Source organism: Brevundimonas fontaquae, from assembly GCF_017086445.1.
GTDB lineage: Bacteria > Pseudomonadota > Alphaproteobacteria > Caulobacterales > Caulobacteraceae > Brevundimonas > Brevundimonas fontaquae.
This window is the reverse complement of the sequence record NZ_CP070968.1, coordinates 2,605,642-2,618,889: the sequence shown is the minus strand read 5'-3', so window position 1 is coordinate 2,618,889 and position 13,248 is coordinate 2,605,642. Positions and strand designations below refer to the sequence as shown.

General features: G+C 66.1%; 17 protein-coding genes. 4 read left to right on the top strand and 13 right to left on the bottom strand.

What is annotated here, in order from left to right:
• Positions 1–65: 65 nt before the first annotated feature.
• Positions 66–233: a 50S ribosomal protein L33 gene (rpmG, locus tag JX001_RS12795; protein WP_003164451.1), complete on the bottom strand. Its 168-nt coding sequence runs from the start codon at positions 231–233 to the stop codon at positions 66–68.
• Positions 234–359: 126 nt separating this feature from the next.
• Between rpmG and JX001_RS12790 the strand changes: the two genes are divergently transcribed.
• Complete coding sequence (locus JX001_RS12790) at positions 360–926, top strand: hypothetical protein (protein ID WP_205681294.1); 567 nt, start codon at positions 360–362, stop codon at positions 924–926.
• A gap of 2 nt (positions 927–928) precedes the next feature.
• Here JX001_RS12790 and JX001_RS12785 read toward each other — a convergent pair whose 3' ends face one another.
• The 3 genes from JX001_RS12785 to rnr are packed head-to-tail and all read right to left on the bottom strand — an operon-like array spanning position 929 to position 4,351.
• A complete protein-coding gene (locus tag JX001_RS12785; protein ID WP_205681293.1) occupies positions 929–1,342 on the bottom strand; it encodes a DUF5990 family protein in 414 nt (137 codons plus the stop codon).
• 1 nt (position 1,343) lies between these two features.
• On the bottom strand, positions 1,344–2,045 hold the full coding sequence (locus JX001_RS12780; RefSeq protein WP_205681292.1) for an NUDIX hydrolase: 702 nt from the start codon (positions 2,043–2,045) through the stop codon (positions 1,344–1,346).
• Positions 2,042–4,351 carry a ribonuclease R gene (gene rnr / locus JX001_RS12775; RefSeq protein ID WP_205681291.1) on the bottom strand — a complete coding sequence of 770 codons (2,310 nt, stop codon included), beginning with the start codon at positions 4,349–4,351 and terminating at the stop codon, positions 2,042–2,044. The genes JX001_RS12780 and rnr overlap by 4 nt, the downstream gene beginning before the upstream one ends.
• Before the next feature lie 118 nt (positions 4,352–4,469).
• Between rnr and JX001_RS12770 the strand changes: the two genes are divergently transcribed.
• Both JX001_RS12770 and JX001_RS12765 read left to right on the top strand, forming a co-directional pair.
• Positions 4,470–5,870 (top strand): pyridoxal-phosphate dependent enzyme, encoded by a 1,401-nt coding sequence (locus JX001_RS12770; RefSeq protein ID WP_205681290.1) that lies wholly within the window; start codon positions 4,470–4,472, stop codon positions 5,868–5,870.
• Between the two features lie 4 nt (positions 5,871–5,874).
• The gene (locus JX001_RS12765; RefSeq protein WP_205681289.1) at positions 5,875–7,038 is read left to right on the top strand and encodes a cystathionine gamma-synthase; all 1,164 of its coding nucleotides are present in this window, start codon (positions 5,875–5,877) and stop codon (positions 7,036–7,038) included.
• Between the two features lie 2 nt (positions 7,039–7,040).
• Here JX001_RS12765 and JX001_RS12760 read toward each other — a convergent pair whose 3' ends face one another.
• The 6 genes from JX001_RS12760 to JX001_RS12735 form a co-directional block, all read right to left on the bottom strand.
• The gene (locus tag JX001_RS12760) at positions 7,041–7,298 is read right to left on the bottom strand and encodes a hypothetical protein (protein WP_055754797.1); all 258 of its coding nucleotides are present in this window, start codon (positions 7,296–7,298) and stop codon (positions 7,041–7,043) included.
• 23 nt (positions 7,299–7,321) lie between these two features.
• Positions 7,322–7,516 (bottom strand): S1 domain-containing protein, encoded by a 195-nt coding sequence (locus tag JX001_RS12755; protein ID WP_205681288.1) that lies wholly within the window; start codon positions 7,514–7,516, stop codon positions 7,322–7,324.
• 51 nt (positions 7,517–7,567) lie between these two features.
• Complete coding sequence (locus JX001_RS12750) at positions 7,568–7,780, bottom strand: cold-shock protein (protein ID WP_008260450.1); 213 nt, start codon at positions 7,778–7,780, stop codon at positions 7,568–7,570.
• A gap of 176 nt (positions 7,781–7,956) precedes the next feature.
• On the bottom strand, positions 7,957–8,658 hold the full coding sequence (locus JX001_RS12745) for a TorF family putative porin (RefSeq protein ID WP_205681287.1): 702 nt from the start codon (positions 8,656–8,658) through the stop codon (positions 7,957–7,959).
• A gap of 38 nt (positions 8,659–8,696) precedes the next feature.
• Entirely contained in the window at positions 8,697–9,629 is a 933-nt protein-coding gene (locus tag JX001_RS12740; protein WP_017504659.1) for an NAD(P)H-dependent flavin oxidoreductase, read from the bottom strand.
• A gap of 270 nt (positions 9,630–9,899) precedes the next feature.
• The gene (locus JX001_RS12735; RefSeq protein ID WP_205681286.1) at positions 9,900–10,307 is read right to left on the bottom strand and encodes an endonuclease domain-containing protein; all 408 of its coding nucleotides are present in this window, start codon (positions 10,305–10,307) and stop codon (positions 9,900–9,902) included.
• 107 nt (positions 10,308–10,414) lie between these two features.
• On the opposite strand from JX001_RS12735, the gene queF reads away from it, so the two are divergent.
• Entirely contained in the window at positions 10,415–10,876 is a 462-nt protein-coding gene (queF, locus tag JX001_RS12730; protein WP_205681285.1) for a preQ(1) synthase, read from the top strand.
• A 43-nt stretch (positions 10,877–10,919) separates the two neighbouring features.
• Here queF and JX001_RS12725 read toward each other — a convergent pair whose 3' ends face one another.
• The 3 genes from JX001_RS12725 to JX001_RS12715 form a co-directional block, all read right to left on the bottom strand.
• Positions 10,920–11,687 carry an EAL domain-containing protein gene (locus tag JX001_RS12725; protein WP_205681284.1) on the bottom strand — a complete coding sequence of 256 codons (768 nt, stop codon included), beginning with the start codon at positions 11,685–11,687 and terminating at the stop codon, positions 10,920–10,922.
• A gap of 198 nt (positions 11,688–11,885) precedes the next feature.
• Positions 11,886–12,548 (bottom strand): DedA family protein, encoded by a 663-nt coding sequence (locus JX001_RS12720; RefSeq protein WP_205681283.1) that lies wholly within the window; start codon positions 12,546–12,548, stop codon positions 11,886–11,888.
• A gap of 72 nt (positions 12,549–12,620) precedes the next feature.
• Positions 12,621–13,214: a nitroreductase family protein gene (locus JX001_RS12715; RefSeq protein WP_205681282.1), complete on the bottom strand. Its 594-nt coding sequence runs from the start codon at positions 13,212–13,214 to the stop codon at positions 12,621–12,623.
• Between the last annotated feature and the right edge of the window lie 34 nt (positions 13,215–13,248).

Here is a 13,248-nt window from a genome sequence, read left to right as displayed (position 1 = left end):
CAGACAACGAAAAACGCCCGGCTGGAGACCAGCCGGGCGTTTTCAATTCTCAGCGGATCAAGGACTTACTTGATCTTGCCTTCCTTGAACTCGACGTGCTTGCGCACGACCGGGTCGTACTTCTTGACGACCATTTTCTCGGTCATGGTGCGGGCGTTCTTCTTGGTGACATAGAAGAAGCCGGTGTCGGCCGTGGAGTTCAGGCGGATCTTGATGGAAGCCGGTTTGGCCATCGGAATTACCTCTGCGACGGCGAAAGCCGCTTAAAATAAGAGGCGCGGAACATACTCAGGATCGACCCAAAGTCAACGGGCGCGATGCCACGTTGATGAGGCGGAACGCACATATAGTCTGACCGCATGAAAATCGCATCCCTGCTGGCCGCTGCGGCCCTGATGGCCTTGTCATGCGTCGGCGTTGCAACGGCCGATCCGGCTCAGTCCCAGGACGATTTCCTGGCGCGCTTGAACGCCCTGTGCGGCCAACGATTCGAAGGCCGTGTCGTCACCACCGACGCCGCCGACGCCAGGTTCGCCAGCGAGCGGCTGGTCATGCAGGTCCGCGACTGTTCGCCGGACGAGGTGCGTATTCCCTTCGCCGTGGGGTCGGATCGTTCGCGCACCTGGGTCGTGACCAAGACCGACACGGGCCTTCGGCTGAAGCACGATCACCGACATGCGGACGGCACGACCGACGTGCTGCATTGGTATGGCGGCGATACGGTCAACGCCGGCACGGCCGAGCGTCAGGAATTCCCGGTCGACGCCGAATCGATCGTCCTGTTCAACGAAAACGACGCGGCCGTCTCGACGACCAATGTCTGGGCGATGGAGGTTCATCCCGACTGGGTGTTCGCCTACGAACTGCGTCGTCCCAACCGGCATTTCCGCGTCGAGTTCGACCTGACCAAGCCGATGGCTGGCTAGGGTCAGACTGCGCGCCAGGTCCGGATCGGTCGCACGGTGGCGCAGGCGGGACCGCCGTCCTTGGCGCGGCCGGGCAGGACGACTTCCAGCACCTCGCCTTGGCGTGCCTGGGCCAGCAGATCGGCGGGAATGTCGTGGACGTCGATCTTGGCGCGTCGGCTCCATTCGCTGGCGTGCTGGCCTGCCGACGTGCCGATCGCGATATAGACGAACCGCCGCGTTGCGCCCTTGCGCCGCACGAAGGGGCCGGTCAGGCGGTCATCCTCGGACAGGGTGACGGGCGCGTCGAAGCTGATCGGGTCGGCGCTGGCGATGCGCGGCTCAACCGGCATGTTCGCCTTGTCCTGCAGGCTGTAGGCGACGCCATCGACCGGATCGGCGATCGTCAGGCGCAGGGTGATCGTCGTTCCGGCCATTTCAGTCCCTGTGTTCGACCGTGTGCCGACCCCGCACCATCCGCACGAAGGGCAGGGGGCGGTTCGGGTGTTCCAACCGCTCGGCCAACTCCCCCAGCACGAAACGGGTGATGGCCGGCAGGTCCAGCGCGCGCGCCTCGTCCAAGGGCAGCCAGGCGATCTCGTCCAGTTCGCCCGACCCTGCGGTCGGCTCCGGGCTCAGCAAGGCCTCAGCTGGGGCCATGAAGAACCGGGCGTCGAACCGGCGGGTCCGGCCCGGCGGCGTAATGGCCCGCGCGATATAGGACAGAACCGACAGATCGGGCAGGGCGCCCGCTTGGCGATACTCGCGCCACGGGCCGGCGACGGAGGCGCGGGGCGCCGGCCGCCCCAGAATCAGCCCTGTCTCCTCGAACGTCTCACGCACCGCCGTCAGGGCCAGGGCGCGCGCACGCCGAGCGGGCAGTTCGCCTTCCAGCCGCCGCGCAACCTCGCCCAGCAACTCACCCATGGCGGCGGCGGTGAAGTCGCTGCGATCGATCCGCCCACCCGGAAACACCCATTTCGACGCCATGAACACATGGCCCGGCGCGCGACGCCCCATCAGCACCTCTGGCCGATCGCGGCCGCGCGTCAGGATCAGCGTCGCCGCATCCTTCGGCCGCTGAGCCCCGCCGACACGCGGGGCGTCGGCCAGATCCTGAGCGGCGTCGAAAGGGGTCACTTGCGCTTGCCCTTCCTCACGCCCTTCAGGCCGCCGGAGGGTTTGGAGCCGTTGCGGGGCTTGGGGCCGCCGGGGCGGTTTTTGCTACGTATCGGCGGGCCGTCACCGCCGCGTCCGCGAATGCCGTAGCGTGGGGCCGGGGCGTTGGGATCGCGGGGTTCGGGCTCGCTGAGCATTTCGAACACCAGGCCGCCGGTAACGGGCGTGGCCTCGCGCAGCTTAACCTCGACCATCCGGCCCAGGGTGAAGCGTTTACCCGTGCGTTCGCCGACCAGGGCGTGGGCGCGGTCGTCGTGGGTGAAGTATTCGCTGCCGAGCGTGGAGACGGGCACCAGGCCGTCCGCGCCCGTGTCCTCCAGACGAATGAACAGGCCGAACCGCGTCACGCCGGTGATCCGCCCGGCGAACGTCGCGCCGACGTGGTCTTCCAGATAGGCGGCGATATAGCGGTCCATGGCATCGCGCTCGGCGGCCATCGACCGGCGCTCGGTCATGGTCACGCCTTCGGCGATGGCCGGCAGTTCGGCGATCTCGCGGTCGGTCAGCCCGTCCTTGCCCAGATTCAGCGCCCGGATAAGGCCGCGGTGGACGATCAGGTCGGAGTAACGCCGGATCGGCGAGGTGAAGTGGGCGTAGCGATCCAGGTTCAGGCCGAAGTGGCCGATGTTCTCGGGGCTGTAGATCGCCTGCATCTGGCTGCGCAGGACCACCTCGTTGACGACATCGGCGTGTTCGGTGTCTCGGGTCTCGTCCAGCAGCTTGTTGAACCGCTTGGTCGTGCCGGGCTCACCCTTGTTCCAGGGCTTGCCGATGGTCGACAGGAAGTCCGCCAGGTTGAAGATCTTCTCCTGACTGGGCGCATCGTGGACGCGATAGATCAGCGGCGTCTTCTTCTGCTCCAGCGTTTCGGCGGCGCAGACGTTGGCCTGGATCATCATCTCTTCGATCAGCCGGTGCGCCTCCAGCGAAGCGCGCTTTTCGATGGAGGCGATGCCGCCATCGGGCGCCATGCGGATGCGGCGTTCGGCCGATTCGATCTGCAGCGGGCTGCGCTTGAGCCGGCCCTTCAGCATGGCGTGATAGGCGTTCCACAGCGGATAGAGGATGGCCTCCATGATCGGGCCGGTCGTGTCGTCAGTTTGCCCATCAATGGCGGCCTGCGCCTGCTCGTAGCTGAGCTTGGCGTGCGACCGCATTAAACCGCGCACGAACCGATGTCCGGTCTTTCGGCCGTCCTTGTCGAAGACCATCCGCACGGCGAGACAGGCGCGGTTCTCACCCTCCTTCAGGCTGCACAGACCGTTCGACAACACCTCCGGCAGCATCGGCTCGACGCGATCGGGGAAATAGGTCGAGTTGCCTTTGTCGCGCGCCTCGCGGTCCAACTGGCTGCCGGGGCGGACATAGGCGGCGACGTCGGCGATGGCGACCCAGACGATCCACCCGCCCTCATTCTTCGGATCCTCGTCGCGCGCCGCATAGACGGCGTCGTCGTGGTCGCGCGCATCGGCGGGGTCGATGGTGATGAAGGGAACCTCGCGCAGGTCCTCGCGCCCCTTCAGAGTCGGCAGGGCCTGATCCTCGGCCTCGCGTTCGACCGCTTCGGAGAAGCCGGTCGGGACGCCGTGGGCATGGATGGCGATCAGGGAGGCGGCGCGGGGATCATCCTCCTTGCCGATGTGCTCGAGGATCTTGCCGCGCTTGGGACCATAGCGTTGGTCGCCTTTCTCAATCGCGGCCAGAACCAGGTCGCCGTCACGCAGGTCGCCGGACTGGGCCTGAGGCACCAGCAGTACGTCCTTGGAGCGGCGATCGACCGGCTCGACGCGAGTTTCGCGCGCTGACTTGCGGATCACGCCCAAGACGCGATTGGTCCCCACGTCCAGCTTCTTGATCAGCCGGGCTTCCCAACCCTCGTCGCCGCGCTGAAATTTCACCAGCACGCGGTCGCCCAGGCCAGGTGCGGCCTTGGACTTGTCAGGCATCAGAATGGCGCGCGGGGCGTCGGGACTGGCCTCGACCAGGCGCACATACAGTTCGCCATCCCCGTCGCGTTCGATCACATCCGAGACGCCGACGGGGGGCAGGGCGCCGGCTTCGGAAAAGCCCTTGCGACCGCGTTTGCCCAGGCGCCCTTCGGCTTCCAGCTCGCGGATCATTTCGCGCAGGGCCCGGCGGTCGCCGCCTTTCAGTCCGAAATGGCGCGCGATGTCGGTCTTCTCGGCCGATCCGGCTTCGCGCAGGAAGGCGACGAGGGTGTCTTTGTCGGGGAGACCGGCGGGCGGCCTCTTGGATGATTTGGTCATTATGTCTTTCGTAGCGCGGAACCGCGCCCTTGAGTAAATCTTGAGGGGTCAAATCTTGCGTGAGTTGACCACGTGAAGGCGGGGCTTCAGCTTCCGCCCGCCCCGAATGGAGTTTTCGATGTCCCTGACCGCCCCCGCCCTGAGCGCGACCGTCTCGTCGCCGCTGGATCTGATCGGCAAGACGCCGATGGTGGAGGTGACGAAGATCGACACCGGCCCGTGCCGCCTGCTGCTGAAGCTGGAGTCCCAGAATCCCGGCGGTTCGATCAAGGACAGGATCGCCATCTCGATGCTGGACGCCGCCGAGCGCGAAGGCTTCCTTAAGGAGGGCGGCACCATCGTGGAGGCGACGGCGGGAAACACCGGCCTGGCGCTGACGCTGGTCGGTCGGGCCAGGGGATATAAGGTGCTTCTGGTCATCCCGGACAAGATGTCCAAGGAAAAGATCCAGCATCTCAGGGCGATGGGCGCCGATGTTCGTCTGACGCGTTCGGACGTCCCGCATGGCCATCCGGAATATTACACCGACATGGCCGAGCGTCTGGCCCAGGGCATTCCCGGCGGCTTCTACGTCAACCAGTTCGCCAACGCCGCCAACGCCGAGGCCCATGTGAAGACGACGGGCCCCGAAATCTGGGAGCAGACGGGCGGCGACATCGACGCCTTCGTCGCCGGCATCGGCTCGGGCGGCACCATCACCGGCACGGCGCAGTTTCTGAAGAGCGTTGGCTCGAAGGCCCAGATCATCCTGGCGGATCCGGTCGGCTCGACCCTCGCCGGCATCGTCAACGACGGCGTGCCGGGGCCGGAAGGCAGCTACACCGTCGAGGGAATCGGCCAGAACTTCGTGCCCGATACGGCGGACATGAGCCTGATCGACAAGGCCTATTCGATCCCCGACGCCGAGGCGATCGCCACGGCGCGCGAACTGCTGCTGAAGGAAGGCATCCTGGCCGGCTCGTCGTCCGGCACCCTGATCGCCTCGGCCCTGCGCTGGTGCCGCGAGCAGACCGAGCCCAAGACCTGCGTGACCTTCGTCTGCGACACTGGGGCCAAATATCTGTCCAAAGTCTATAACGACGCCTGGCTGGCGGATCAGGGCTTGGGAGAGCGCGAGCTGCACGGCGACCTGTCGGACCTGATCAACCGCAAATACGAGAAGGGCGACGTCGTCGTCGCCGGGCCGGGCGATACCCTGGACACCGCCTTCAAGCGGATGAAGGGCGCCGACGTATCGCAACTGCCGATCATCGAAGACGGCCGGCTGGTCGGGATTCTGGACGAAAGCGACCTGATCCGCATCATGAACACTGACGAGATCACGCGGAAAGAACGGTTCGCCAAGCCGGTGGCCTCGGCCATGACGCGCGATCTGGACACGCTTCAGGTCAATGAACCGCTGGACGCCCTGATCCCTGTCTTCGACCGCGACCGCGTGGCCATCGTGCTGGACGGCGAGCGGTTCGTCGGCCTGATCACCCGCACCGACCTGATCAACCACCTCAGCCTGAACCGGTAAGTCCATGAGCGACAAGAAGAACAGCCAGGGCTTTTCGACCCGCGCCATCCATTCGGGCCAACATCCTGACCCGACGACGGGCGCGGTGATGACGCCGATCTACGCCACCTCGACCTACGCCCAGGAAAGCCCAGGCGTGAACAAGGGTTATGAGTATGCGCGGGGCAAGAACCCGACGCGCGAGGCGTTCGAGGCCTGTATCGCCGACCTGGAGGGCGGCACGCACGGGTTCGGCTTCGGCTCGGGCATGGCGGCGACCTCGACGGCGTTGGAGTTGCTGGATGCGGGCGATCACATCGTCACGGGCGACGACCTGTACGGCGGCTCGTGGCGACTGTTCGAGCGGGTGCGTCGGCGAACCATGGGGCTGGACTTCGCCTATGTGGACCTGAGCGACATCGCGGCGGTCGAGGCGGCGATCACGCCCAAGACCAAGATGCTGTGGGTCGAGACGCCCACCAATCCCCTGATGAAGCTGGCCGACATCGCCGCCCTGTCGAAGGTGGCCAAGGCGCATGGGCTGCTGCTGGTCGTGGACAACACCTTTGCCACCCCCTTCTGCCAGCAGCCGCTGAGCCTGGGGGCGGACGTGGTGATGCACTCGGCGACCAAATACCTGAACGGCCATTCGGACATTATCGGCGGGGTGCTGGTGACGGCCGACGCCGAGCTGGCGACGCGGATCAAGTTCCTGCAAAACTCGGTCGGCGGCATCATGGGGCCGTTCGACGCCTTCCTGGCCAACCGGGGCTTGAAGACCCTGGCGCTGCGGATGAAGGCGCACTGCGAGAACGCGCTGACCATCGCGCGCTGGCTGGAGACGCGCGCGGGGATCGCCAAGGTGATCTATCCCGGCCTGATCGCCCACCCTCAGCATGAGCTGGCCGCGCGCCAGATGCACGGCGGCTTTGGGGGGATGGTGACGGTGATCCTGGAGGGCGATCTGGAGCGCACCAAGCGCGTGCTGGAGCGGGTTCAGGTCTTCACCCTGGCGGAATCGCTAGGCGGGGTTGAAAGCCTGGTGAACCACCCGGCCATCATGACCCACGCCAGCGTGCCCAAAGAGGTTCGCGAGGCGGGCGGCGTGACCGACAACCTGATCCGGCTGTCGGTCGGGGTCGAGAATGTCGAGGACCTGATCGCGGATCTGGATCAGGCTCTGGGCTGATCTCAGCTGGAGGGAAGGGCTGTCTGGTGGCCGGTGACCGGCGGCAGCTTCTTCTTGGGGGCGGCGCGCTTGACCGGGGCCTTTGCGGGCTTGGGCAGGGCCGCGCGGCGGGCCATTTCGGTGTCGATGACCGGGATGATGTCGCTGGCGGCCATGACCTGAGTCGAGGCGCCGTGTTCGACCAGGCGGGCGGCGTTGGCGCGCAGCGTCGTCAGGTCGGCGTCGGTCATCGCGGGGATCATGTCGGCGAGCGGGGTCATGTCGGCATCCGTATGCAGAAGCCTCAGGGCCGGCGCGAGAGGCGCCAGCCCTTCAGCTGATTGAAGGCGATTTCCACCGTCACGCGGTCGCCCAGCAGCGAGACGCCCGTCTGGGCGCCCAGCGAGGGCAGGACTGTGATCAGGTGGCCGTTGTCCAGGCGAACGCGACGGCCGCCGAGCGGCATCAGTTTGATGACCTCGCCGTCGAAGGCGATCACGCCGGCCCTGGTCGGGGCCGGCTCGTTCGTGTTGGACGCGTGGAGCGTGTCCTACTCCGCCGCCGTAAGGCGACCGGCGGACTCTTTGCCGGAGCGCGAATCGCGCTCGATTTCGTAGGAAATCTTCTGGCCTTCGTTCAGCGAGCCGACGCTCGAGGTTTCGACAGCCGAGGCGTGGACGAAGACGTCCTTGCCGCCGTCATCAGGCGCGATGAAGCCGTAGCCTTTGGTGGGGTTGTACCATTTTACAGTGCCGGTAGCCATTTGGAGACCTCCGTCTGGCGTTGACCGCAGGGAGGGATCCCTGGTCGGCCTGTCGGGTCTGAATGGGATCGGCTTTTGGACCTCGGTGCGTGATGCAAAGGGAGCAGCGGCGTTACGCAGAGAGATCGACCAGACGTAGATGGGCGCCCGACAACCGTTACGCAAGGGGCTGGCGATCAGAAGGCGTAGGCGACCTTGGCGACCAGGGCGTCCTCATACTGTTCGCCGAAGGTGTGGGCGTCGGTGTCGTAGTAGCGCAGGTCCAGCTCCAGGTCGTCGGTGAGGGCGTAGGTCACGCCGGCGTTCCAGCCGGTGTAATCGGGCGCGCCGTTCTGTTCGCGACGACCGACGGCGACCGTGCCGTTCAGCTGGGGCGTGAAGTCCCAGCCCAGGCGGCCCTCGACCCAGGTGAAGCTGTCGGTCGAGCCGGCGGCGTCGGGCGAATACTGGACCTGCAGCCGCGCGCTGGCCGGGCCGATCGAGCGGCTGGCGTTGCCGGTGATCTCCCAGGCGTCCTGATCATAGCCGGCTTCGGCGTCGAGGCGGTTCTTGTAGGCGACGTTGAAGTCGAACCGATAACCGAAGGCCTCGGGCTGATAGCCGACCACGAACTCGGCCTCGACGTTGGAGCCGCCGGCCTGGATCGTCTGGAAGCCGGGGCCGACGTAGAACAGGCCGTCCGCGCTTTCCCAGGTCGCCGAGCCGAAGGCGTAGCCGTCGTTGCCGGACTTGGATGCATCCTTGGAGCGGTTGTCCGTGCCCGCGCCCAGTTCGAAGGACCAGGCGTCGCGTGCGGCAGGCGCCGACTGGGCGGCGGCCGGCAAGGCGACGGCGAGCGCGGAAACGGACAGGGCGGCGAGGATGGTCGTGCGGATCATGGCGGCTCCAACGCGCGAGGTGCGGATTTGCGCCGCCTTTAGCGTGCTCCGGCCTTGATGGCGAATTCCTCCGTGGCCTGAGCGAACTCTTGTCGCAGGCGCGCGACCAGTTCGGCGGTCGGCAGGACGTCGTGGATGGCGCCCGCGCCCTGGCCGGCGGACCAGACGGTCTTCCAGGCCTTGGCCTCGTCGCCCATGTCCAGCTTGTGCTCTGGCAAGGTCTTAGGGTCGATGCCGTTCTCGATCAGCGACTTGCTCATGAAGTTGGCAGGGATGCCGGACACGGCGGGCGTGTGGACGATGTCGGTCGCGCCGCTGTCGATGACCATCTGCTTGTAGGCGTCGGCGGCCATGGCCTCGGTCGTGTTGATGAAGCGCGTGCCCATATAGGCGAAGTCGGCGCCCAGCATCAGGGCGGCCGCTACATCCTGACCCGTCGAGAGCGCGCCCGACAGGATGATGGTCCCCTTGAAGAAGCTGCGAACCTCATTGACCAGGGCGAAGGGGTTGATGATGCCCGCATGGCCGCCCGCGCCGTTGGCGACCAGGATCAGACCATCGACGCCCGCCTCGGCCGCCTTTCGCGCATGGCGAATGTTGGCGATGTCATGGAAGACCTGACCGCCGTAGCCATGGACCGCGTCGACCACGTCGCGCACGGCGCCCAGGGAGGTGATGATCAGCGGCACCTTCTCCTCCACCGACACCATCATATCGGCCATCAGCCGGGGGTTGGTCGGATGAACGATGTGGTTGACGCCGAAAGCCGCGGCCTCGGGCTTCAGCCGGCTTTTGATCTCATGAATCCACTCGCGATAGCCCTCGGTCGTGCGCTGGTTCAGCGACGGGAAGGTGCCGATCACGCCCGCATTGCAGGCCTCGACCACCAGGTCTGGTCCGGACACCAGGAACATGGGCGCCGAAATGATCGGCAGGATCAGACCTTTTTGCAGCGAAGCGGGAATGGCCACGGACGTCTCCTTTGGTTTTCTTTCGCTACGCTTAGCGGGCTGTCGCCGGGGAAGGCAATCGGGGGGATTTCAGACGGTGGCGCGAAAAAATGAGTCTAATTCGTCTAATCTCGGGTCGGAGGCGGGGTGAAAGCGGGCAGGCGGCGACGGCGGGTGAAAACCGGCCATCATACGACGGTTCGGGCGTAGGGTCGGTCGATTGACGCTGGTCGCCGCGAAGGCGTTGAAAGGGCGAGGGAAGCGGTCCGGGATTGGGATGGCTGGCCCGTCTCAATCCTCCCCCACCGGGGGAGGGGGACCGCGAAGCGGTGGAGGGGGCTGATCACGCACCTGCCGATGAATTTGGTCCACCACGGCAGCCAGTTCGCTCAAAACATCGCGCGCCGGAATACGCAGGACCGAAATGCCGCGCGTATTGAGCCACTCGGTCCGCTGTCGATCATGCGCGACGGCCTCTGCTAAGGAATGGCTTTCGCCGTCCACCTCGACCGCGAGGCGGGCGTCCTCGCAATAGAAGTCCAGAATGTACGGACCGATGGGGTGCTGGCGCCGAAAGCGAATGCCGTCGAGCCGGCGGCTTCTGATCTGCTGCCAGAGCAGAACTTCCGGCAGGGTCATTGCGCGGCGCAGGTCGCGGGCGCGGGCGCGGGCGACGGTTCGCTTGGGTGCATAGGTCATTGCCGTCATGGACCGCATACGCGGCCGGCCCCCTCCACCGCTTCGCGGTCCCCCTCCCCCGATGGGGGAGGATTTTCAAGCCGGCCGCAAGCGCCTAAATGCCCGGCATGACCCACTACACCGACAACCTCAGCCAGCTCGGCGTCCAGACCGCCGCACCGACCAGTCCCGAGACGGCGGTGTTGGAGCGGGTGCCGAACCCGCATGCGGACACGCTGTATCTGGCCCGGTTCACGGCGCCGGAGTTCACCAGCCTGTGCCCGGTGACGGGCCAGCCGGATTTCGCCCACATCGTCATCGACTATGCGCCGGGCAACTGGCTGGTCGAGTCCAAGAGCCTGAAGCTGTATCTGACCAGCTTCCGCAATCACGGCGCCTTCCACGAGGACTGCACCGTCGCCATCGGCCGCAAGCTGGCCGACCTGCTTGAACCCAAGTGGCTGAGGATCGGCGGATACTGGTATCCGCGCGGCGGCATCCCGATCGACGTCTTCTGGCAGACCGGTGCGCCGCCCGAGGGGCTGTGGCTGCCGGACCAGGGCGTGCCGACCTATCGCGGGCGGGGATAGTCAGAGGTCGCGCGTCCGCTGTTCAGCGGCGGGCGCGTGTCGATCAGGCGCTGAGGGCCACAGGCGCAGCCTGGCTAGGCCAGGCGACAGGCGACAAGGCTTCCAACGCCGGCTTCGCCAGCAGATATCCCTGCATCAGATCGACGCCGAGATCGCGCAGGGCATCGTGTTCGTCCAAGGTTTCGATGCCCTCGCAGACCGGCTGGATGCCCAGATCCCGCAGCATGTTCAGCGTGTGGCGCACGATTGTGCGCTTGACCGTGTTGGTGTCGATGTCGCGAACCAGGGCCATGTCCAGTTTGACGATGTCGGGCTGGAATACGCTGAGCAGACCCAACCCTGCATAGCCGGCGCCGAAGTCGTCGATGGCGGTCTTGAAGCCCATGGCGCGATAGGAGCGCAGGATGTTGAGGATGTGGTCGGTGTCCATCACCTCGCTCTCGGTGAATTCGAAGATGATCCGATCCACCGGGAAGTTGGTGCGCATCGCCGCCGCCAGGGTGGCGCGAATGCAGGCGCGCGGCTCATAGACGGCGTTGGGCAGGAAGTTGATCGACAGGCTGGCGCCGCCCGCCGTCATATCCAGACCGGCGGCGAGATCGATGGCGGTCGTGCGGCACAGCTGATCGAAGGCATAGCGGTTGTCGTGGGAGATATGCGACAGAACCTGGCCCGCGCCTCGGCCGTCCTTGCCCCGCACCAGGGCCTCGTAGGCGAAGACCGTCTGGGTCGTCACATCGACGATCGGCTGGAACGCCATGGTGATCGGCAGGTCAAACCCCGCCCCATCCTTACAGCCAACGCACGACATCTTATTCTCCAAATGTTCGGCGAAGCTTGCCCTGGGAGAGATTAAGAACTGATATCCAAGGGGAAATGTCAGTTTCGGACATTAGGCTGCATTCGTCGCCGCACCTGTCGCGGCGCGGCGTCATGCCTATGAGTTCCTGTGGTTCGGGCTGAAGCGCGGTGGTGTGGGTCTCGTTGGTGCACCGACCGGAAGAGGAGGTCAGCGTCCCTGTAGCGCCCCGCGCATGATGGCGGACTTGCGGCTCATGCGGGCCTTCACCAGTCGATAGACGACTGCGACGACCAGGATGGTGACGGCGAGGCCGCCGATCAGCAGGGTGGGGCCGTGGGCCTCGCTGAGAACTTCCATCTTCGCCAGGCCTTGGGCGGCGAGATAGCCCGGCGCCAGCATGGCCAGCACCCAGACGATCCCGGATGTGACATTGCCGAACTGGAAGGCGCGCTGACGCATCCTGAGCATGCCCAGCGTCAGCGGCACGAAGGCGCGCAAGGGGCCGAAGAAGCGGCCGACGAAGATCGACATGACGCCGTAGCGACGGCAGTACAGGCGCGTCCAGGCGATGCGGCGGCGGTGCGCCTTGAACATCGGGCGCTGGAGGAAGCGCACGCCCAGTCGACGTCCGGCCCAGTAGGAGATGGCGTCGCCGATCACCGCGCCGATGACGCAACCGACGATGACATTGACGGGGTCCAGCACGCCGGCCGCGATCAGACCGCCCGCCGCGACCAGCAGGCCGGTGGCGGGCACGAAGGCGCCGACGACCGCCAGCGACTCGACGAACACGACCAGGCCCAGCATGACGCCGGCCCACATATGGTTGCGGGCGACGAAATCGCCCACGGCTTGCAACAGGGAATCCATACGAAGGCCTTGGGGGAGGAAGGCGGGGTCGGTCGAGGTCAAACCGACGTAGGGCGACCTTATGTCACCCGCTTACGGCAGGCGTGTGACCTTGGCGGCCATGTCGGGACGCGGGCGTTCCAGCGCGGGTTCGTTCAGCGTGCCGATGTGGATGAAGCCGGCGACGCTCTCGCCCTCGGTCAGGCCGAACAGGGCGACGCCTTGCGGGTCATAGCTATACCAGTCGGTGATCCAGCTGGACGAATAGCCGAAGCCGGAAGCCGCGTGTTCCAGGTTCATGCAGACGGCGCCGGCCGACAGCTGTTGCTCCCAGATCGGCTTGGACCCTTCGACCGGCGTCGAGACGACCAGAATGGTGACGGGCGCGGCGGTCAGCTTGGCCAGCACCGCCTGATCCTTGGCCGGACCGTTGCGGCGTTCGACCAACACGGCGAGGCGTGCGGCGATCTCGGCGCGCGATTGCGGACCCAGGACGACGAACCGCCACGGGAACAGCTTGCCGTGGTCGGGCGTGCGGGCGCCCAGGGTCAGGATCTCGTCCAGTTCGGCCTCGGACGGGCCGGGCGCGACCAGGGCCTGGGCCGGGGCGGAGCGCCGCTGGGCCAGGCGGTCGCGAAAATCTTTGGACGGAACGGGTGGGGGCAAGGGTTCGTTGAGCGCGACCATGCCGTCTAGCTAGGCTTTCATCCGCGTCTTCGCC